The sequence below is a fragment of the Streptomyces endocoffeicus genome, from assembly GCF_016741935.1.
GTDB lineage: Bacteria > Actinomycetota > Actinomycetes > Streptomycetales > Streptomycetaceae > Streptomyces > Streptomyces endocoffeicus.
In genome coordinates this window covers 114,126-133,796 of the sequence record NZ_JAERRG010000012.1, presented here as the reverse complement: position 1 = coordinate 133,796, position 19,671 = coordinate 114,126, and the positions used below count along the sequence as shown (strand labels likewise).

Sequence of the window (19,671 nt, the reverse complement as noted above, 5' to 3'; positions counted from 1 at the left end):
GCATAAGCCTCGTATAAAACTTGAGCGCCGTCGACTCAGGTCTGTTGACAGCGGCAGATCGGGTGATGCACGCTTGAGCCTGTTCCACTCAATGCTGTAGCTGGAGGATCCCGAAATGGCACGTGCGGTCGGCATCGACCTGGGTACGACGAACTCCGTCGTCAGTGTTCTCGAAGGCGGTGAGCCCACCGTCATCACCAACGCCGAGGGCGCCAGGACCACGCCGTCCGTTGTGGCGTTCGCGAAGAACGGCGAGGTGCTCGTCGGCGAGGTCGCCAAGCGCCAGGCGGTCACCAACGTGGACCGCACCATCCGGTCGGTCAAGCGCCACATGGGCACCGACTGGAAGGTCAACCTCGACGGCAAGGACTTCAACCCGCAGCAGATGAGCGCCTTCATCCTGCAGAAGCTCAAGCGGGATGCGGAGTCGTACCTCGGCGAGAAGGTCGCGGACGCGGTCATCACCGTCCCGGCGTACTTCAACGACGCCGAGCGCCAGGCCACCAAGGAAGCCGGTGAGATCGCGGGCCTCAACGTCCTGCGTATCGTCAACGAGCCTACTGCCGCCGCGCTCGCCTACGGGCTGGAGAAGGACGACCAGACCATTCTGGTCTTCGACCTCGGTGGCGGCACCTTCGACGTCTCGCTGCTGGAGATCGGCGACGGCGTGGTGGAGGTCAAGGCCACCAACGGTGACAACCACCTCGGTGGTGACGACTGGGACCAGCGCGTCGTCGACTACCTGGTCAAGCAGTTCAACAGCGGCCACGGCGTCGACCTCTCCAAGGACAAGATGGCGCTCCAGCGCCTCCGCGAGGCCGCTGAGAAGGCGAAGATCGAGCTGTCCAGCTCGACCGAGACGTCCATCAACCTGCCCTACATCACGGCGTCCGCCGAGGGCCCGCTGCACCTGGACGAGAAGCTCACCCGCGCCCAGTTCCAGCAGCTCACCTCCGACCTGCTGGAGCGCTGCAAGACCCCGTTCCACAACGTCATCAAGGACGCGGGCATCTCGCTGTCCGAGATCGACCACGTGGTCCTGGTCGGTGGCTCGACCCGTATGCCCGCCGTCGCCGAGCTCGTCAAGGAGCTGACCGGCGGCAAGGAGGCCAACAAGGGCGTCAACCCGGACGAGGTCGTCGCCATCGGCGCCTCCCTCCAGGCCGGTGTCCTCAAGGGTGAGGTCAAGGACGTCCTGCTGCTGGACGTCACCCCGCTGTCCCTCGGTATCGAGACCAAGGGCGGCATCATGACCAAGCTGATCGAGCGCAACACGACCATTCCGACCAAGCGCTCGGAGATCTTCACCACGGCCGAGGACAACCAGCCGTCCGTGCAGATCCAGGTCTACCAGGGCGAGCGCGAGATCGCGGCGTACAACAAGAAGCTCGGCATGTTCGAGCTGACCGGCCTGCCCCCGGCCCCGCGCGGCGTGCCGCAGATCGAGGTCACCTTCGACATCGACGCCAACGGCATCATGCACGTCGGCGCGAAGGACCTCGGCACCGGCAAGGAGCAGAAGATGACCGTCACCGGCGGCTCCGCGCTGCCGAAGGACGACATCGACCGCATGATGCGCGAGGCCGAGCAGTACGCGGAGGAGGACCACAAGCGCCGCGAGGCCGCCGAGACCCGCAACCAGGCCGAGCAGCTGGTCTACCAGACGGACAAGTTCCTCAAGGACAACGAGGACAAGGTCCCGGGCGAGGTCAAGACCGAGGTCGAGGAGGCCCTCACCGAGCTGAAGGAGAAGCTCAAGGGCGAGGACACCGCCGAGATCCGCACCGCGACCGAGAAGGTCGCCGCGGTCAGCCAGAAGCTGGGCCAGGCCATGTACGCCAACACTGAGGCGGGCGCCGCGGGCGCGGCCGGTGCCGCCGCCGGTGACGCCGGCGCCGCGGGCCAGGCCAAGGCCGATGACGATGTGGTGGACGCCGAGATCGTCGACGACGACAAGGCCGACAAGGGCCAGGGTGGTGCCGCGTGACGGAGGAGACCCCGGGCTTCGAGGAGCAGCCCGATGTCCCCTCCGAGGCCGCGAAGACCCCTGACGACGCGGCGAAGGGCGCCGGGTCCGCCGACAAGGCGGGCCCGGCAGCCCCGGCCGGGGACCTCGAGCAGGTAGCCCTTCAGGCACAGCTGGACCAGGTCCGTACCGCGCTCAACGAGCGGACGGCCGACCTCCAGCGGCTCCAGGCGGAGTACCAGAACTATCGGCGCCGGGTCGAGCGGGACCGGGTGACGGTCAAGGAGATCGCCGTGGCGAGCCTCCTGTCCGAGCTGCTGCCCGTGCTCGACGACATCGGCCGCGCCCGTGACCACGGCGAGCTCGTCGGCGGCTTCAAGTCCGTCGGTGAATCGGTGGAGGCGGTTTCGGCGAAGCTGGGCCTCCAGCAGTTCGGCAAGGAGGGCGAGCCCTTCGACCCGCTGATCCACGAGGCCCTGATGCACTCGTACGCGCCGGATGTCGCCGAGACCACGTGCGTGCAGATTCTGCAGCCGGGGTATCGAATCGGCGAGCGCACGATCCGTCCGGCGCGGGTCGCCGTCGCCGAGCCCCAGCCGGGCGCCGGCAAGGGCGAAGGCGAGAGCGCGGCGCCGGACGAGGAGAGCGGTGGCCCGGAAGAGGGCTGACGTGACGGTGACCGCGAGAGCAGCAGGAGAGGAGGGACGTCGGGGATGAGCACCAAGGACTTCGTGGAGAAGGACTACTACAAGGTTCTCGGCGTCCCCAAGGACGCCACCGAGGCTGAGATCAAGAAGGCGTACCGGAAGCTCGCCCGCGAGTACCACCCGGATGCCAACAAGGGCGACGCCAAGGCGGAGGACCGGTTCAAGGAGATCTCCGAGGCCAATGACATCCTCGGGGACCCCAAGCGGCGCAAGGAGTACGACGAGGCCCGCGCGCTGTTCGGCAACGGGGGCTTCCGCCCCGGGCCGGGCGGCCCCGGCGGCACCGGCAGCTTCAACTTCGACCTGGGCGACCTCTTCGGCGGCGCGCAGGGCGGCGGCGGTGGTGGTGGCGGCGCCGGTGGCTTCGGCGGCGGGCTCGGGGATGTCTTCGGCGGGCTGTTCGGCCGCGGCGGCGCCACCCGCGCCCAGCCGCGCCGGGGTCAGGACATCGAGTCCGAGGTGACGCTCAGCTTCACCGAGGCCGTCGAGGGGGCCACGGTCCCGCTGCGGATGTCCAGCCAGGCCCCGTGCAAGGCGTGCTCGGGCACCGGCGACCGGGACGGCACCCCGCGTGTCTGCCCGACCTGTGTCGGCACCGGCCAGGTCAGCCGGGGCGGCGGGGGCGGCTTCTCGCTCACCGACCCGTGCGTGGAGTGCCGCGGCCGTGGGCTGATCGCGCAGAATCCGTGCGAGACCTGCAAGGGCAGCGGACGGGCCCGTTCCGCCCGCACCATGCAGGTCCGGATCCCCGCGGGAGTCAGCGACGGCCAGCGGATCCGGCTGCGCGGCAAGGGCGCCCCGGGCGAGACCGGCGGCCCGGCCGGCGATCTGTACGTGGTCGTGCATGTGGACCCGCACCCGGTCTTCGGCCGCAAGGACGACAACCTGACCGTCACCGTGCCCGTCACCCTTCCCGAGGCGGCGCTCGGCGGCGAGATCAAGGTCCCCACCCTGGGCGGCCCGCCGGTCACCCTGAAGCTGCCGCCCGGCACGCCCAACGGGCGGACCATGCGCGCCCGGGGCAAGGGCGCGGTGCGCAAGGACGGCACCCGCGGAGACCTGCTGGTCACCGTCGAGGTCACGGTGCCGAAGGACCTGAGCGACCCGGCGCGTGACGCGCTGGAGTCGTATCGCGAGGCGACCGTGGGAGAGGACCCACGGGCGGAGCTGTTCAAGGCCGCGAAGGGAGCATGAGATGGACGGCCGAGGAGGAATCGGAGGCAGGGCCGCTGGCCGACCCCGCAACCCCTATGAGCTGACCGAGGATTCGCCGGTCTACGTCATCTCGGTGGCCGCCCAGCTCTCCGGGCTGCACCCGCAGACCCTGCGTCAGTACGACCGCCTCGGCCTGGTCTCGCCCGACCGTACCGCCGGCCGCGGCCGGCGGTACTCCGCGCGCGACATCCAGCTGCTCCGCCAGGTCCAGCAGCTGTCCCAGGACGAGGGCATCAACCTCGCCGGGATCAAGCGCATCATCGAACTGGAGCACCAGGTCGCGGCCCTCCAGGCCCGGGTCGCCGAGCTCCAGTCCGCGGTCGAGGGCGCCGCGACGGCGATGCAGCAGCGCGAGGCCCAGGTCCACGCCTCCTACCGCCGCGACCTGGTCCGCTACCAGGACGTCCAGCAGAGCAGCGCGCTGGTGGTCTGGCGCCCCAAGCGCCCGGAGTAGCGGGCAGTTCTTCCGTCTTCCGTTTCCAAACTCATCCGAACGAGTGGCCCGATGACCGATCCCGGTCGTCGGGCCACTCGCGTTCATAGCCGAGACCCGTGTCCCGTACGGCACCGAGGTCCTTGGCCGGGCGCGCCTAAGGGGGCCGCCGGGCGCACCATGGAGGTGTGGGAGGAGGTACCGCCAATGTTGGAGATCAAGACGATGGACAAGCCGGATGAGCGGCGGGACTTTCCCGGTGGTCATCTGGAGGCGCTGAACCTGAGCGGGTTGCATCTCGCCGTGGTCACCTTCGAACCCGGCTGGCGCTGGAAAGAGTCGGTGCGGCCGATCGTGGGGACGGACAGCTGCCAGGTCCAGCACAGCGGGATCATCGTGCGGGGCCGGATGCGGGTGCGCATGGACGACGGGGCCGAGGGCGAGGTGGGGCCCGGCGATGTGTATGTGGTGCCGCCCGGCCACGAAGCGTGGGTGGTCGGTGACGAACAGGTGGTGATGTACGACGTCGGCGGGCAGATGGCGGAGACCTACGCGAAGTCCAGCGATGCCGGGGCCTGAGCCCGGGGGCGGGAGCGGCGTCTGGTAGTGGTTCAGCCGGCGGCAGGGGACGAGATGACTACCGGTCCGAGACCACCGCGTGGCCCCCGCCGCGGAGGATGGCCGCACGGCAGCGCCCGTACCGACCAGCTGATCCGCACGCTGCTGCGGCGCCGCAAGGAGCCGCTGGCGATCGAGGACGTCACCGTCGTCGACAAGCCGGGAATGCGCCGCGCCGTCGCGGCGACGGCCATCGGCAACACCATGGAGTGGTTCGACTTCGGCGTCTACGCGTATGTCGCCGTCACCCTCGGCCATGTCTTCTTCCCCGCCGACGACCCCGCCACCCAGGTGGTCTCCACGTTCGCCACCTTCGCCGTGGCGTTTCTGGTGCGGCCGTTGGGCGGGCTGGTGTTCGGGCCGCTGGGCGACCGGATCGGGCGGCGGCGGGTGCTGTCCACCACCATGATCATGATGGCGACGGGCACCTTCGCGGTGGGCCTGCTGCCCGGCTACTCCCAGATCGGCTTCGCCGCCCCGCTGTTGCTCCTGGCCTGCCGGGTGGTGCAGGGCTTCTCGACCGGCGGTGAGTACGCGGGGGCGACCACGTACATCGCCGAGTACGCGCCCGATCAGCGCCGTGGCTTCCTCGGCAGCTGGCTCGACTTCGGCACCTTCATCGGCTATTCGCTGGGCTCCGGCCTGGTCACCGTTCTCACCGCCGGCATCGGTGAGAACGGGATGGTGGACTGGGGCTGGCGGGTGCCGTTCCTGGTGGCGGGGCCGCTGGGGCTGATCGGTCTGTATATGCGGCTGCGGCTGGAGGAGACCCCGGCGTTCCAGCAGATGGCCGAGCGGGCGGCCGAGGAGGCCGAGGCGGCGCAGGCACGCGGTGACACCCTGCCGATCGAGGAGGCGCGGCAGTCGGGGCGGGGGCGGCTGAAGGAGATCTTCACCAGGCACTGGCAGGCGGTGCTGATCTGCATGGGGCTGGTGCTGATGTACAACGTCACCAACTACATGGTGACGTCGTACCTGCCGACGTTCATGACCTCCACGCTCGGCAAGAACGCCACCACGGCCCAGGTGCTGGTGCTGGGCACCATGCTGTTCGTGGTGCTGGCGATCACGGTGGTCGGGCGCACGTCCGACCGCTGGGGGCGGCGGCCGCTGTTCCTGTTCGGCAGCGTGGGCATGATCGTGCTGGCCATTCCGGCGGTGCTGCTGATCCGGGCGGGCGGCGTACTGATGCCCGTGATCGGCTGTCTGATCCTGGGCGCGATGCTGGTCACCTTCGCGGGGACGAGCGCCGCGACGCTCCCGGCGCTGTTCCCGACCCGGCTGCGCTACGGCGCGCTGTCGATCTCGTACAACCTCTCCGTGTCGCTGTTCGGCGGGACCACGCCGCTGCTGGCCTCGTGGCTGGTGGCCACCACGCACAACACGCTGGTGCCCGCCTTCTACCTGATGGTGGCGGGCGTGATCGGGCTGATCTCCACGGTGTTCCTGCACGAGACGGCGGGGAAGCCGCTGCGTGGTTCGGGGCCCATGGTGGAGACCGAGGAGGAGGCGCGTACGGCGGTGGCCGAGAGCCGTACCGAGGCCGGGCGGCGCGCCCGCGACGTCTGGATCCGGCTGCGCCATCCCTGGGCGGGGGCGGGCCATCGGGAGGCCGGTCACCAGGAGGAGAAAGGGGAGTGACGGGCCTCAGGGCAGGAGGAGTGACGGGCCGCCTCAGGCCCTTCCCATGGCCCTGGTGAGGGCGATCTCGATGACGACGCGGTCCGGGTTGGGGCGGGGGGTGCGCTGGTAGCGCTCGGCGTAGCGGCGCTCGGCGTCCGCGATCGTCTCGGGCTCCTCCCGTACCACCGCGAGCCCCTCCAGCGTGGCCCACCGCCTGCCCGCCAGCTGGCAGACCGCGACCCGCGCACCGCCCTCGCCCGCCGCCCGGACATGGGCGACCTTACGGCTGTGACGGTTCGCGATGACGCGGGCGAGCCCGGCCTCGGGGTCGTAGGTGACGCCGACCGGGACCACATGCGGGGTGCCGTCCGGGCGTGGGGTGGTCAGGGTGCACACATGGCGTTCGCGCCAGAAGGCGAGGTACTCGGGATCGGGGTTGCGGGGATCGACGGACATGGTGCAGAACCTAAGGCCAGAGGAGTGGCGTTCGCGAGGTTGAGTGGAATAGACTCAACTTTACGGAGGTTGGGTAGGGCAGGGATGGGAAGATCGGAGCGAGGAGGAGCACAGGGACGTGGATGCCGAGCTGACCAACAAGAGCCGGGCGGCGATCAGCGCCGCCAATGACCGGGCGGTGTCCTCCGGGCATGCGGACATGACGCCCGCGCACCTTCTCCTCGCCCTGCTGCAGGGCCAGGACAACGAGAACGTGATGGATCTGCTGGCCGGCGTCGAGGCCGACGCGGCCCTGGTGCGCGACGGCGCCGAGCGGCTGCTCGCCGCCCTGCCCAGCGTCCAGGGCTCCACCGTGGCCCCGCCGCAGGCCAGCCGCGACCTGCTGGCCGTCATCGCGGACGCCACCCAGCGGGCCAGGGAACTCGGGGACGACTACGTCTCCACCGAGCACCTCCTCATCGGCATCGCCGCCAAGGGCGGCCAGGCCGGGGAGCTGCTCGACCAGCAGGGGGCGGGCGCCAAGAAGCTGCTCGCCGCGTTCGAGAAGGTCAGGGGTGGACAGCGGGTGACGACGCCCGATCCGGAGGGCACGTACAAGGCCCTGGAGAAGTTCGGCACGGACTTCACCGCCGCCGCGCGCGAGGGCAAGCTGGACCCGGTCATCGGCCGGGACCAGGAGATCCGCCGGGTGGTGCAGGTGCTCTCCCGGCGCACCAAGAACAACCCGGTGCTGATCGGCGACCCGGGCGTCGGCAAGACGGCCGTGGTCGAGGGGCTCGCCCAGCGGATCGTCAAGGGCGATGTGCCCGAGAGCCTGCGCGACAAGCGCCTGGTCGCCCTCGACCTCGGCGCGATGGTCGCGGGCGCGAAGTACCGCGGTGAGTTCGAGGAGCGGCTGAAGACCGTCCTGGCCGAGATCAAGTCCAGCGACGGCCAGATCATCACCTTCATCGACGAGCTCCACACCGTGGTCGGCGCGGGCGCCGGCGGCGACTCCGCCATGGACGCGGGCAACATGCTCAAGCCGATGCTGGCCCGCGGTGAGCTGCGCATGGTCGGCGCCACCACCCTCGACGAGTACCGCGAGCGGATCGAGAAGGACGCCGCGCTCGAGCGCCGCTTCCAGCAGGTGCTGGTGGCCGAGCCGACCGTCGAGGACACCGTCGCCATCCTGCGCGGGCTCAAGGGCCGCTACGAGGCCCACCACAAGGTGCAGATCGCCGACGGCGCGCTGGTGGCCGCCGCCGCCCTCTCCGACCGGTACATCACCTCCCGCTTCCTGCCCGACAAGGCCATCGACCTGGTGGACGAGGCGGCCTCCCGGCTCCGGATGGAGATCGACTCCTCGCCCGTGGAGATCGATGAGCTCCAGCGGTCGGTGGACCGGATGCGGATGGAGGAGATGGCCCTCGCCCGGGAGACCGACGTGGCCAGCAAGCAGCGGCTGGAGAAGCTGCGCCGCGACCTCGCCGACAAGGAGGAGGAGCTGCGCGGCCTCACCGCCCGCTGGGAGAAGGAGAAGCAGGGCCTCAACCGCGTCGGTGAGCTCAAGGAGAAGCTGGACGAGCTGCGCGGCCAGGCCGAGCGCGCCCAGCGCGACGGCGACTTCGACACCGCCTCCAAGCTGCTGTACGGGGAGATCCCGGCCGTCGAGCGGGAGCTGGCCGAGGCGTCGGAGGCCGAGGCCGAGGTCCAGGGGGACCGCCCGACGATGGTCAAGGAGGAGGTCGGCCCGGACGACGTGGCCGATGTGGTCGCCTCCTGGACCGGCATCCCCGCGGGCCGGCTGCTGGAGGGCGAGACCCAGAAGCTGCTGCGCATGGAGGACGAGCTGGGCAAGCGGCTGATCGGCCAGACCGAGGCCGTACGGGCCGTCTCGGACGCCGTGCGCAGGACCCGGGCGGGCATCGCCGACCCGGACCGGCCCACCGGCTCGTTCCTCTTCCTCGGCCCCACCGGCGTCGGCAAGACCGAGCTGGCCAAGGCGCTCGCCGACTTCCTCTTCGACGACGAGCGGGCCATGGTCCGCGTCGACATGAGCGAGTACGGCGAGAAGCACAGCGTGGCCCGGCTGGTCGGCGCCCCGCCCGGCTACGTCGGCTACGAGGAGGGCGGCCAGCTCACCGAGGCGGTGCGCCGCCGCCCGTACAGCGTGGTGCTGCTGGACGAGGTGGAGAAGGCCCACCCCGAGGTCTTCGACATCCTGCTGCAGGTCCTGGACGACGGGCGGCTCACCGACGGCCAGGGCCGGACGGTGGACTTCCGCAACACCATCCTCATCCTCACCTCCAACCTGGGCAGCCAGTACCTGATGGATCCGCTGCTCGGCGAGGAGGAGAAGAAGCAGAGCGTGCTGGAGACCGTGCGCACCTCCTTCAAGCCCGAGTTCCTCAACCGCCTGGACGACCTCGTGGTCTTCTCCGCGCTCAGCGGCCCGGAGCTGGCCCGGATCGCCCAGCTCCAGATCGCCCGGCTGGCCCGCCGCCTCGCCGACCGCAGGCTGACCCTCGACGTCACCCCGGCCGCGCTGGAGTGGCTCGCCGAGGAGGGCAACGACCCGGCGTACGGGGCGCGCCCGCTGCGCCGGCTGATCCAGACCGCGATCGGCGACCGGCTGGCCAAGGAGATCCTCTCCGGGGAGGTCCGGGACGGCGACAAGGTCCGGGTGGACCGGGTCGGCGACGACCTGTTGGTGGGCCCCGCGCAATAGGGGGCCGGGGCCGCTCGGCACCCCCGGTCCCGCTGGTCCTCCCGACCGTCCTCCCGCCCGTCCTCCCGCCCGTCCTCCCGGCCGTCGTTTCGGCCGTCCTCCCGGCCGTCGTTTCGGCCGTCCTCCCGGCCGTCGTTTCGGCCGGATCGGGCAATGTACGGCCGGGGTTGCACGGCGGGGGCGGGTGTGAGGGAGGATGGCGGTATTCCATACGAAGGGAAATCCACGGTGAGCATCGACCCGTCCTCGATTCCGAATTTCGGGGGTCAGCCCGAGCCCGAACCGACGGGTCCGAGCGGCCCCGTGCTGCCAGACCAGGACCTGGTCAAGCAGCTGCTGGAGCAGATGGAGCTGAAGTACGTCGTCGACGAGGAGGGGGACCTCGCCGCGCCGTGGGAGCAGTTCCGTACCTACTTCATGTTCCGCGGGGAGGAGGAGCAGCAGGTCTTCTCCGTCCGCACGTTCTACGACCGGCCGCACGTCATCGATGAGAAGCCGCGGCTGCTCGAGGCGATCGACGACTGGAACCGCCGCACGCTGTGGCCGAAGGTCTACAGCCACACCAATGACGACGGCACGGTCCGGTTGATCGGTGAGGCGCAGATGCTGATCGGCACCGGCGTCAGCCTGGAGCACTTCGTGTCCAGCACGGTCAGCTGGGTGCGGGCTTCGATCGAGTTCGACCGCTGGCTGGTCGAACAGCTCGGCCTGGAGGCCGACATCGAGTCCGACGGCGACGACAAGCCGGGCGACGACGAGGCCTGAGCGGGCCGGCCGTACGGCGGCCGTACCCTGGCCGTTTCTCGGCAGTACTGCGGCCATATCCCGGCCGTACCCCGGTCGGAGGAGCCGTACAGCGATCGAGGCCGCCGTACCCCGGTCGGCTAGCGCCGTATCCCAGTCGGTGAGGCCGTCGGCCGTATCGGTCAGACCGGGCTGGTGGCCATGGTCAGCAGATACGTCCCGTAGAGACAGGAGAGCCCGGCCAGCGCGCCGCCCACCAGGACGGCGGTGCGCGGCCGGGCTCTTGCCATCGCCAGCGCCGCCGGGATCAGCAGCGGGAAGGCGGGCAGCAGGAAGCGCGGCTTGGACGCGAAGTAGTTGGCGCCGGCGAGCGCGATGAACACCAGGGCGAGGGTGTAGACGACCAGCGGCAGCGGCGGTGGCCGCAGCGCGAGCCCGACCAGGGAGATCAGCGCGCCGCCGACGACGATCAGCGCCACGTAGTGCGACAGAGAGCCGCTCCCCATGATCAGGGAGCGTGCGGAGCGGAAGCCGCTCGCACCGAGATCGAGATACGTGCCCCAGTCGTCCTGGACGTCCAGATAGCCGCGCCAGGTGCCGCGCCGCACCCCCACCCACGCGGCGTAGCCGAGCCAGCCGAGCGGTGACAGCGCGGCCCCCGCCCACACCCGCCAGGACGTGCGCCCGCGGTGGTGCCGGATCTCGGCGGCCGCGCAGACGCACACCGCCGCCGCGACCGCGAGCCCGTTGGGCCGGGTGGCCCCCGCGCACAGCGCGAGCGCCCCGGCCGACACCCAGCGCCCGGTCAGCAGCGCGTACAGCGACCAGGCCGCCAGTGCCGTCAGCAGCGACTCGGTGTACCCCATGGACTCGACGACCGCATGCGGCAGCAGCCCCCACAGCGCGACCAGCGCCAAGGCCACCCGCCGCCCGTACAGCCGCTCCCCGACCGCGTGGATCCCCCAGGCAGCCAGCCCGGCCGCGACCCAGGCGATCAGCAGCCCGGCCGTCACCGCGCCCACGGGGACGACGCCGGTGACCGCCCGGATCAGCGCCGGGTAGAGCGGGAAGAACGCGAGGTCGCTGAAGCTCAGGCCGGGGTGGGTGGCGGAGGGTCGGCTGGTGCCGTAGCCGTGCTGGGCGATGCCCACGTACCAGATGCTGTCCCAGTAGTGCCCGAGCTGCGTCCGCGGACGCTCCCCGGCCTGCCGGGCGCCCAGCGCCACGCACCCGATCCCGGCGGCCCGCACCGTCGCGTACACCGCGAGCGCGAGCCACGCCCGCCGCAGCGACGCCCCGGCCCGCCCCAGTACCCGCCGCCGTTCCGGATGCCGCCGGGGCGGCTCCGGGGTCCGTGTGGACGCGGCGGTGTCGGCGGACACGGAGACCTCCGGTGCGGGCACACGACGGGCACACGACGGACCTGTGCCGAGCCCCCGGGAGGGGACGGACCGGGGGGCTCGGCGGACACACCGACCATCCGCCAGACCGCGGACGCCCGCGACCCGGGAAGTCCAACCGGGCGAGCGGGGCGACCGGAGGCTGCGCGTCAGCCCTGGGCGAAGGGCTTGATCAGCCCTGGGCGAGGGGTTTGATCAGCCCTGGGCGAGGGTCTTGAGGCGGGCCACGGCGTCCGTAAGGACCTCTTCGCGCTTGCAGAAGGCGAAGCGGACGAAGGGGGAGCCCTGGTCCTGGTGGTCGTAGAAGACCGCGTTCGGGACCGCGACCACACCGCAGCGCTCGGGGAGGGAGCGGCAGAAGGCGAAGCCGTCGGACTCGCCGAGGGGGCGGATGTCGGTGGTGATGAAGTAGGTGCCCGAGGGGCGGAAGACGTGGAAGCCCGCGTCGGTCAGGCCATCGGCCAGCAGATCGCGCTTGGCGCGCAGATCGTCCCGGATGCCGTGGAAATAGGCGTCGGGGAGAGCCAGCGCCTCGGCGACCGCGTACTGGAAGGGGCCCGCCGAGACATAGGTGAGGTACTGCTTGGCCGAGCGCACCGCCGTGACCAGCTCGGGAGCGCCGGTCACCCAGATCAACCCCTCTTCGTACACATCTTGCGTATGTGCTCTGACCTCGGGTGATGGCTTGGCGATGGCCATCAGCGGCCCGGTACTCGACCGTCTGCGCCTAGGCTGAGGGCCGAACCTCCTGGACGGACGTACGGAAAGCAGGGGCGCATGGGGACGAGCGGGACGGCTGACGCGCGCGGCATCGTGGGTACGGCGGACTGGGGTCCTGCGGCGCGGGTGCGGGACATGGGCACGTCGATCTTCACGGAGATGACCGAGCTGGCGCGCCGTACCGGGGCTGTGAACCTCGGGCAGGGCGTGCCGGAGCTGGCAAGCCCCGACGCACTGCTGAAGGACGTGGCGGAAGCGGTGCTCTCGGGCAACAACCAATACCCGCCCGCTGTCGGTTTCCCCGCGCTGCGTGAGGCCGTCGCCGAGCATCAGCTGCGGCGGTATGGCCTCGACTACAACCCGGCGGGAGAGGTGCTGATCACCACGGGCGCCACGGAAGCGCTGGCCTCGGCTCTGCTGGCGCTCTGCGACCCCGGTGATGAGGTTCTGGCCTTCGACCCCTGCTACGACGCATACGCGGCGGATGCCAGGCTGGCCGGCGCCCGGCTGGTGGCTGTGCCGCTGGTGAGCGACGGGGACGGCTTCGTGCTCGACGCAGACGCGCTGCGCGCTGCCGTGACGGCGCGTACTCGGGTGCTGGTACTGAACACCCCGCATAACCCGACCGGGAAGGTGTTCACGGCTGAAGAGCTGGCTGCCATTGCCGAGATCGCCCAGGAACACTCGCTGACCGTGGTGACCGATGAGGTGTACGAACACCTGGTGTACAACGGCGTGGCTCACCTCCCGATCGCCTCGTTGCCCGGCATGAGGGAACGGACACTGACGATCTCCTCGGCGGGCAAGACGTTCAGTGTCACGGGTTGGAAGATCGGTTGGGTTTCCGGTCCGGCTCTGCTTGTCGCCGCGGTCGCTGCGGCGAAGCAGTTCCTCACCTACGCGTCGGGGACGCCGTACCAGGAAGCGCTGGCGCGTGCCCTCGGCTCGGTAGAGGAGTGGGCTGCGGACCTGCGCGAGACCCTGCGGCACAACCGGAATCTGTTGAGCGAGGGTCTGACGCGGGCCGGACTGCGCCCGTACCGCGCGGATGCCGGGTACTTCCTCCAGGCGGACGTACGGCCGTGGGGATACGCGGACGGCGTGACGTTCTGCCGTGAACTGCCGGAGCGTGCGGGCGTGGTGGCCATCCCGACGTCGGCCTTCTACGAGAGTGCCGATGCTCCGGTGTGGCTCGTCAGGTTCTCCTTCTGCAAGCGGGAGGAGTCGATCCGTACGGCTGTTGAGCAACTGATCACAGTGCGCTGACCGTGCTCAGGCACAGGACTACGCTCGCGGGTATGACTGATTTCCTTCAGGTGGCGACGGCGACGGAGAACCGTGAGGAAGCCGAGAAGCTTGCGGGGTCGGTGGTGACGGCTCGGCTCGCGGCCGGGGCGCAGATCGTGGGGCCGGTGGTCTCCGTCTTCTGGCATCAGGGCGAGTTCGGCACGGGGGAAGAGTGGCAGCTCTTGTTCAAGACCCGTGCCGACCGTTACGCCGAGCTCGAAGCGCACCTCTTGGAGCATCACCCGTGGAAGAACCCCGAGGTGTCGGCGGTACCGATCGTCGCGGGCTCGGACGCCTATCTACGGTGGGTGGAGCGGACCACTGAGCCGGAGTCTGGGAACTGACCTCTTGGGACCTGAATCTTTAGCCTCTGGCCTTCTCCAGGACGTCGGCCACGGCCGGAAGCTCCTTGTGGGCCTTGAGCTGGTGGAGGATCGGCGCGAGGCGCTGGCGTGGGCGGACGGACGCCACTCCGGCGGAGAGCTCGAGGGCGCGGCTGGTGATGGCTGTGGCCTGCTCGATCTCTCCGGCGGTGAGGTAGGAGTCGGCGAGCCAGGACAGGTAGAGGCTCTTGTCGCGGGCGTGGGCGTCGTCGTAGCGGGAGAGGAAGTCCTCCAGTACGGGAACGGCACGGATGGGCCGGCGCAGCTCGGTCCAGCACCGGCTCGCCATGATCTGCAGTCCGTTTCCGTCCCACGCTGCCCAGTCGGGCTGTGGGGTTCCGTCATCCTCGCTGAGCGCCGTTTCAGCGGCGTCGAGGGCACGTTCGGTCTCGTCCGCGTCTCCGGCTGCGGCGTACGCCCAGGCCAGGCGCCCGTACAGTAGCGCGCGCACGACGGGCGGGGCGTCAGGGCCTGCGGTGCCGCAAGATTGCACGGCTATCTCTATCCCGACGGTGCGGTCCGCGTTGATCTTTTGGTAGGCGAGGAAGGCCAGGGCGTTTCCGGCGAGGGCTGTGTCTCCCGCTTGGGTGGCGGCCTGGTGGCTGGCCTCGTAGAGGCTGGTGGCATCGGAGTGCTTGCCCGCGTCGAATGCGGCCCATCCGGCTTGCTGGGCCTGCTCGGAGAGGACCGAGAGGAGTGCGCGGCCGGTCTCCTCGGTATAGCTGCCCTCTCGGAGCATCGTCTTGGTCGCTTGGTGCTCGCCGAGGTAGACGCGGTAGGTGTCGCCTCCGCCGAGGACATCGTCGAGTCGCCGTAGCCGTGCCGTCCGCTGACGCAACTGGTCGGGTACGTCGCGACCGATCTGGCGGCCCGTCTGGATCTGGGTCAGCTCGGGCAGGCCGAGGACCAAGCCTGCCCCGGCTGTGGCTCTGAAGAATTCCCTGCGCAGCACTGTTTCGCTTCCCCCTCGGGTTGTGGGTGAGGTGCGTGCTGAGGCGGTGGGGGCGTGACCGGGCGGGGTGGCCGCTTCCCAGTCGCGCGGTGCGAGGCCGAGGAGCTGTCCGGGGATGCGTAGGGCGTCGGCGATCGTCGCGATCTTCTCGAACGAGGTGATGCGGCCCTGGCCACGGGCGAGGGTGCCGACGCGTTCGGGCTTGATGTCACACTCGGCGGCGATCTTTGAGTAGCTGATCTTGGCTAAGTCGCGGGCAAGGCAGAAGACGGCGCCGAAGTCGTGAGCCACGATCGCGGCGCGCATCTCCGGGTGGCTGAGAAGTTCTCGGGGTAGTGCGGTCGGCGGTTGGTAAGCGGTCATAGTGTGCCCCGTTGCGCCTGCTGGTGACAGTGTGTCGCACAGTCGTGACCGTCAGCCTACCCATGATGGGTATAGCCACGGGCGGGAAGCCACCGCCGTTCCTCCGCACCACAGTTGGCAGACACAAGAGACCCCCGCGACCGATGCGAGCGGCCCGGGGGCGTGGTCAACGCTGCGAAGGAGCGTCAACGTGCAAAACCATATCCCCCGATTCGTGCGGTGGCTGCTGCGACTACTGGCGCCCGGAGCTGGTCGTCACGGCGCTGGTGAGACAGGCGCTTCGGTGACCTGTGCGGATGCGCCGACGCTGCGACTTCCGTGCGTACATCAGGCACATCGGGAGTCGGTCCCTCGCGTGGAACTGCTGTGTGCTCCCCACGGGATGGTGGTGGTCAGGTGAGTGCGCAACCGCGATTGCTGCCGTGGCCCGGCCCCGCCGGGAAGCCGTGCTACCTGGTGTCGGACGCGGACGGTGAGGGGTATCAGTCGCGCTTGGCCGACGAGATGGAAGCGGTCCAGCTCCGGATGGGCGCGGAACTCATCGGCCACGCCCGCCTGCTGCTCCACGATCGAAAAGCGGGAGCCGGAGAGCTCCGCTACCTCTCGAACCGCCTGATCGAGGCGCTACAAGACGCGCTCCGGATCGCGGAGAGTCGCGGCGGGCGTCTGCCGGTGTCCGATGAGTGCGAGAGCGACGGACCGACTCGGACGAACGAGGGGGACGAATGAGTCGGTCGTCAGATGGCTGGCAGGTCGGTCCCGCACCGGGGCGTGGTCTGCGCCCCGGGGAAGGCGGTCTGCTGGAGCTGCTGCTTCGAGTTCTCCGCCCCGGTCGCGCGTCCCTGGCATCGCTGGTGCTGACGGTGGTGGAAGCGGAGCAGTTGCACGCCGCCTTGTGTTACGCGCTCGGCGACGAACCTGCGCCCGAGGACGCGCCGGAGTGCCGAAAGCCGGTCCGCTATCCGGGTGGCCGACAGAAGTTCTGAGGTCGGCGCCGACGGAATCACGCGCGACAACCGAAAAAGCGATACCTGACCACCTCTGTGCCTGGTCAGCTCCTGGGGCGGCCCGGCTCGGGATCGATCACGAACCCCGGCGCCGATGGTACCGGGGTTGGCGTAGTGCTCCCGCTCGACGCCAACCAGTAGTTGATTGTCAGGTAGCTTGCAGAGAAGGGGACTTGACGAGACCTGAGCTTGAACGGTGCCAGCAGGGCCAGCCTGGTGGCTCAGATTTGCGAGCGTTTCAGAGGTGCCTCTTGCCTGCCCTGACAAGTCGGCTGATGTCATCACGGGTCCGCACTCTGAGATCGTCGAGTTCGGCCCTGCTATCAGCCTTGGCCAGTCCCGTGATGTCTGCAAGCACGTCCTCCGCGGCTTGGCTCAGCGTCTCGTCGTCCGTGAGCATCTGCATCCGGAAGAGAGCTTCTTGAGCGTTGGAACGCAAGTCGTAGGCGCGGATGCGCACTGTGTCCGGGCTCTCCGGCGGGGGATGCTCGTGCTCACAGAACCAGAGGTGAACGAGGCAGCGACGGTAGTTGAGCAACGCGCCGGCATAGACGGAGTAGGCATCGAGTCGCTCCTGCCGGAGCTTCTCGCGACGGGTGAACTGATGGCTCCTGTCGGTGGTGCGCTGTTGGAACGCCAGGGTGATCGCCGAACCCATCAGCGTTCCGAGTACGGCTATGGCGCTGGCGGTGATGGTCTCCACGGCCCAAGCTGATCACGCAATGCCGAGTTTCGTGCGTCGTGGGAGCAACTCCCGCAGCCACACGCTTTCCAAGTCTGTTGGTGGCCTCGGATGCGGCGAACGTGCCCGTTCACCGGGGTTCATGGATGACCAGGCGTGGAAGCGGCTTCCGACTTCGGTCTCGCCTGAACGGCAGTGAACGCCTCTGAATGAGACGGAAACCGAGACGGACAGCAGGCTCGCGCTCGCCTAACATGCTCAGCGTCGAGGGGGAAGTCATGGCACTGGTCCGCAAGGGCGCACGGCGCATCATCGTCGACGGCACGGCCTACCGCTGGCGGCTGCGACGCAGGCCGACCTATTGCCAGGGCCTGGCCTGGTCACCGTGCACGTTCGCGGTCGAGCACGCAGACGTTCCCGGGACAACGCTCGTCGTCACAACTGACCAGCCGCATCCGAGCAACTGGCTTGGTCGTGAGGCCAAACCCGTACTGCCATCCGACGTTTCTCAGATCATCCAGCTGGCTCTTCGCGAGGGCTGGACCCCAACTGCTCCGGGCTCCCCAATTCACCTGGACCTTTCTGCTGGCTTCACGCCCTCGCCCTGAGCAAGGCAACACGACATGTGCTTGGGAATCATGGGGCCCTGCAACTCCGAAACACGGCCTGACCTGCTAGAACGAACCTTCTGGTTGCCTCACGGGCCTCCTGGAGATGCCTCGTGTTGACCCTTGTTTCCCGTCCTGGCACGTATCTGGCACGCCGCAGGAGCTGATGCCTGTGACTTAACGGGCTTTCTCTACCGTCGGTGTGCCTCGCCGGTCGGCCACCGTAGACCTGCAGCACCAAGCCCGCCCGGGCTCCACTCGGTCGGCTGCGGGTGTCCGACGGCTTCGCTAGCGGTGGCGGCTACCGCCGGGTCGCACTGAGCTGGGATAGGTCTTGGCATGAGAAGGCGACAGCCTGCCGTCAACGATGGCGAGCGGGTCAGGTTGCGTTGCACACGGTGATTCGAAGTCTCAATGTCACCAGCGAGGGCAAAGTCACTGCCGCGACTGTTGAGCGGAACCGTTCCAGTGCGTGTTCGGAGTGCATTTCCAGGAAGCAACCCAGGGCCGGCTATCCAACTGCTGAGGCACTTCTCGGATCCTCCTTCGTATTCCCGGCCATCTAAAAACGGATTGGAGCGGCAACCCCAGGCCGTACCAGCGCCGCTGGTGGTCGGTGACGGCGGTGCGCAGCTCGGGCACGCCGGGGCCGGGCGGTCGTCCCATGCCGCCCATACTCCGCCGAACCATCGGCCGCCATCAACTCTGCTCTTGCCCGGCGTGGGGCGCGGGCGCCGGTTTACGGTGCTGGACTTTTTCGGCGCTGGGTTTGCCGCGCCCTCCTACCGGGCCACGTCAGGCCCAGACGTTGGCCTGTGCCTGAAAGGCCTCGGGGTCGCTTTCCACGGGCAGCACGCACACCAAGTGGCCACCAGGAACTCGCAGCACCCGGCACTCCTGCCACTGCGAAACCTGCTCGGCACCCAGGGCGAGCAAGCGCGTGGTTTCCGCCTCGACGTCGTCGGTCTCGATGTCCAGGTGGATACGAGGCGCGTCATCGACCGCTTGGACGGCGGTGACCAGCCCCGGCAGAGCCTCATGGAGCGTGGTGAACTGCGGCTCCGGCGCAAACGGCTCAGCGGTGACGCCGAGGGCTGCCGACCAGAAGGCGGTCGCCCGGGCAGCCTCGGCTTCCGGCGTGTCGATCAAAACGGCGTACACACGGCTCCGATGCATGCACGGCAACTACCCCCATGAGCCGACGGCCAGTCGCGGCACGCTCGCCGCGCACAGCGGCCGGCTGACGGGCTCGGCTTCACGGGTAGCTGTCGAAGCCACCGCTAGGCAGCCTTGGGCCGCGCCGCACCCGTTCCCGGGGCGGGCTCCTGTGCGTCCTCGGACCAGAAGGTCTCGTCTTCACCGAAGTCCGGGGCCTGGAAGGGGTTTGTCGTCGGAGGCGGTGATACTGCGGCGGAACGGCGAGATTGCCCTTCCAGGGCGGAGAACAGCGACGTCGGGTCGATGAGAGGTCTACCTTTCGTTACAGGTCCCTGATGGGGCCTGGCGTGCCGTGACCGGGCACAGCGGCCCTACAGCTTGGTCATCTTGGCGTACGGGCTCAAGATCCGCATTTGCGCCGAGCCGAAATCCACGAGCGCCGCGATTCCGCTCTCGATGCCGATCACCCGGCCGAGGCCGTAGATGTCGTGGGTGACCTGGTCGCCCATGGCGAAGTGCTTGGGAGCCGGTGCGACCGGGGCCTTGAAGGGGCTGGTGGGCAGATGACGCTTCGGTGCCGTGGGCTTTGTCATGTCTCAGTATGAGCCTACGCGGGAGCACGGCGATGTCCTTGCGGAC

The 19,671-nt window shown here is 69.3% G+C and carries 19 protein-coding genes and 1 pseudogene; 13 read left to right on the top strand and 7 right to left on the bottom strand.

The features are described 5' to 3' along the window. The first annotated feature begins 115 nt into the window (after positions 1–115). The 6 genes from dnaK (at position 116) to proP (ending at position 6,580) form a co-directional block, all read left to right on the top strand. Positions 116–1,987: a molecular chaperone DnaK gene (gene dnaK, locus JK364_RS27920; protein ID WP_201854083.1), complete on the top strand. Its 1,872-nt coding sequence runs from the start codon at positions 116–118 to the stop codon at positions 1,985–1,987. Then, positions 1,984–2,634 carry a nucleotide exchange factor GrpE gene (gene grpE / locus JK364_RS27915; protein ID WP_201854082.1) on the top strand — a complete coding sequence of 217 codons (651 nt, stop codon included), beginning with the start codon at positions 1,984–1,986 and terminating at the stop codon, positions 2,632–2,634. The genes dnaK and grpE overlap by 4 nt, the downstream gene beginning before the upstream one ends. A 45-nt stretch (positions 2,635–2,679) precedes the next feature. Continuing rightward, complete coding sequence (gene dnaJ / locus JK364_RS27910) at positions 2,680–3,867, top strand: molecular chaperone DnaJ (RefSeq protein WP_201854081.1); 1,188 nt, start codon at positions 2,680–2,682, stop codon at positions 3,865–3,867. Position 3,868: 1 nt separating this feature from the next. Beyond that, on the top strand, positions 3,869–4,342 hold the full coding sequence (locus JK364_RS27905; RefSeq protein WP_201854080.1) for a heat shock protein transcriptional repressor HspR: 474 nt from the start codon (positions 3,869–3,871) through the stop codon (positions 4,340–4,342). Positions 4,343–4,528: 186 nt separating this feature from the next. Continuing rightward, positions 4,529–4,900 (top strand): cupin domain-containing protein, encoded by a 372-nt coding sequence (locus JK364_RS27900; protein ID WP_201854079.1) that lies wholly within the window; start codon positions 4,529–4,531, stop codon positions 4,898–4,900. 129 nt (positions 4,901–5,029) lie between these two features. Next, positions 5,030–6,580, top strand: coding sequence for a glycine betaine/L-proline transporter ProP (proP, locus tag JK364_RS27895; protein ID WP_201854215.1), 1,551 nt, complete (start codon positions 5,030–5,032; stop codon positions 6,578–6,580). A gap of 33 nt (positions 6,581–6,613) precedes the next feature. Here proP and JK364_RS27890 read toward each other — a convergent pair whose 3' ends face one another. Then, positions 6,614–7,018 (bottom strand): pyridoxamine 5'-phosphate oxidase family protein, encoded by a 405-nt coding sequence (locus JK364_RS27890; protein ID WP_201854078.1) that lies wholly within the window; start codon positions 7,016–7,018, stop codon positions 6,614–6,616. A 118-nt stretch (positions 7,019–7,136) separates the two neighbouring features. Between JK364_RS27890 and clpB the strand changes: the two genes are divergently transcribed. After that, complete coding sequence (gene clpB, locus JK364_RS27885) at positions 7,137–9,728, top strand: ATP-dependent chaperone ClpB (protein WP_201854077.1); 2,592 nt, start codon at positions 7,137–7,139, stop codon at positions 9,726–9,728. Between the two features lie 228 nt (positions 9,729–9,956). Beyond that, a complete protein-coding gene (locus JK364_RS27880) occupies positions 9,957–10,493 on the top strand; it encodes a type III secretion system chaperone family protein (RefSeq protein WP_201854076.1) in 537 nt (178 codons plus the stop codon). A gap of 161 nt (positions 10,494–10,654) precedes the next feature. Here JK364_RS27880 and JK364_RS27875 read toward each other — a convergent pair whose 3' ends face one another. After that, a complete protein-coding gene (locus tag JK364_RS27875; RefSeq protein ID WP_201854075.1) occupies positions 10,655–11,854 on the bottom strand; it encodes a mannosyltransferase family protein in 1,200 nt (399 codons plus the stop codon). A gap of 213 nt (positions 11,855–12,067) precedes the next feature. Continuing rightward, positions 12,068–12,502: pseudogene (locus tag JK364_RS27870) on the bottom strand (aminotransferase class I/II-fold pyridoxal phosphate-dependent enzyme); the annotation flags it as partial. A 225-nt stretch (positions 12,503–12,727) separates the two neighbouring features. Here JK364_RS27870 and JK364_RS27865 point away from each other — a divergent pair. Both JK364_RS27865 and cutA read left to right on the top strand, forming a co-directional pair. Further along, a complete protein-coding gene (locus JK364_RS27865; protein ID WP_230992632.1) occupies positions 12,728–13,858 on the top strand; it encodes an aminotransferase class I/II-fold pyridoxal phosphate-dependent enzyme in 1,131 nt (376 codons plus the stop codon). Positions 13,859–13,890: 32 nt separating this feature from the next. Then, positions 13,891–14,223 (top strand): divalent-cation tolerance protein CutA, encoded by a 333-nt coding sequence (cutA, locus tag JK364_RS27860; RefSeq protein ID WP_201854073.1) that lies wholly within the window; start codon positions 13,891–13,893, stop codon positions 14,221–14,223. 19 nt (positions 14,224–14,242) lie between these two features. Here the strand turns inward: cutA and JK364_RS27855 are convergent, their stop codons facing one another. Beyond that, positions 14,243–15,577 (bottom strand): NsdA family TPR-like regulatory protein, encoded by a 1,335-nt coding sequence (locus JK364_RS27855; RefSeq protein WP_201854072.1) that lies wholly within the window; start codon positions 15,575–15,577, stop codon positions 14,243–14,245. A 492-nt stretch (positions 15,578–16,069) separates the two neighbouring features. Between JK364_RS27855 and JK364_RS27850 the strand changes: the two genes are divergently transcribed. Together JK364_RS27850 and JK364_RS27845 are read left to right on the top strand one after the other, a co-directional pair. Continuing rightward, entirely contained in the window at positions 16,070–16,306 is a 237-nt protein-coding gene (locus tag JK364_RS27850; RefSeq protein ID WP_372462001.1) for a hypothetical protein, read from the top strand. After that, on the top strand, positions 16,303–16,563 hold the full coding sequence (locus tag JK364_RS27845) for a hypothetical protein (protein ID WP_201854070.1): 261 nt from the start codon (positions 16,303–16,305) through the stop codon (positions 16,561–16,563). The genes JK364_RS27850 and JK364_RS27845 overlap by 4 nt, the downstream gene beginning before the upstream one ends. A 259-nt stretch (positions 16,564–16,822) precedes the next feature. On the opposite strand, the gene kilB is transcribed toward JK364_RS27845, so the two are convergent. Further along, entirely contained in the window at positions 16,823–17,287 is a 465-nt protein-coding gene (gene kilB, locus JK364_RS27840) for a plasmid transfer protein KilB (RefSeq protein ID WP_201854069.1), read from the bottom strand. Between the two features lie 257 nt (positions 17,288–17,544). Here kilB and JK364_RS27835 point away from each other — a divergent pair, with 257 nt between their 5' ends. Next, positions 17,545–17,874 (top strand): hypothetical protein, encoded by a 330-nt coding sequence (locus tag JK364_RS27835; RefSeq protein WP_201854068.1) that lies wholly within the window; start codon positions 17,545–17,547, stop codon positions 17,872–17,874. A gap of 795 nt (positions 17,875–18,669) precedes the next feature. On the opposite strand, the gene JK364_RS27830 is transcribed toward JK364_RS27835, so the two are convergent. Together JK364_RS27830 and JK364_RS27825 are read right to left on the bottom strand one after the other, a co-directional pair. Further along, positions 18,670–19,035, bottom strand: a complete 366-nt coding sequence (locus JK364_RS27830; RefSeq protein ID WP_307841397.1) for a VOC family protein — start codon at positions 19,033–19,035, stop codon at positions 18,670–18,672. 368 nt (positions 19,036–19,403) lie between these two features. After that, a complete protein-coding gene (locus JK364_RS27825; protein WP_201854066.1) occupies positions 19,404–19,625 on the bottom strand; it encodes a hypothetical protein in 222 nt (73 codons plus the stop codon). Between the last annotated feature and the right edge of the window lie 46 nt (positions 19,626–19,671).

Coding starts and splice junctions, on each gene's coding strand:
- dnaK (WP_201854083.1), top strand. CDS start 116: ATGGCACGTGCGGTCGGCATCGACCTGGGTACGACGAACTCCGTCGTC.
- dnaJ (WP_201854081.1), top strand. CDS start 2,680: ATGAGCACCAAGGACTTCGTGGAGAAGGACTACTACAAGGTTCTCGGC.
- JK364_RS27905 (WP_201854080.1), top strand. CDS start 3,869: ATGGACGGCCGAGGAGGAATCGGAGGCAGGGCCGCTGGCCGACCCCGC.
- JK364_RS27900 (WP_201854079.1), top strand. CDS start 4,529: ATGTTGGAGATCAAGACGATGGACAAGCCGGATGAGCGGCGGGACTTT.
- JK364_RS27890 (WP_201854078.1), bottom strand. CDS start 7,018: ATGTCCGTCGATCCCCGCAACCCCGATCCCGAGTACCTCGCCTTCTGG.
- JK364_RS27865 (WP_230992632.1), top strand. CDS start 12,728: ATGGGCACGTCGATCTTCACGGAGATGACCGAGCTGGCGCGCCGTACC.
- cutA (WP_201854073.1), top strand. CDS start 13,891: ATGACTGATTTCCTTCAGGTGGCGACGGCGACGGAGAACCGTGAGGAA.
- JK364_RS27855 (WP_201854072.1), bottom strand. CDS start 15,577: ATGACCGCTTACCAACCGCCGACCGCACTACCCCGAGAACTTCTCAGC.
- JK364_RS27845 (WP_201854070.1), top strand. CDS start 16,303: ATGAGTCGGTCGTCAGATGGCTGGCAGGTCGGTCCCGCACCGGGGCGT.
- JK364_RS27835 (WP_201854068.1), top strand. CDS start 17,545: ATGGCACTGGTCCGCAAGGGCGCACGGCGCATCATCGTCGACGGCACG.
- JK364_RS27825 (WP_201854066.1), bottom strand. CDS start 19,625: ATGACAAAGCCCACGGCACCGAAGCGTCATCTGCCCACCAGCCCCTTC.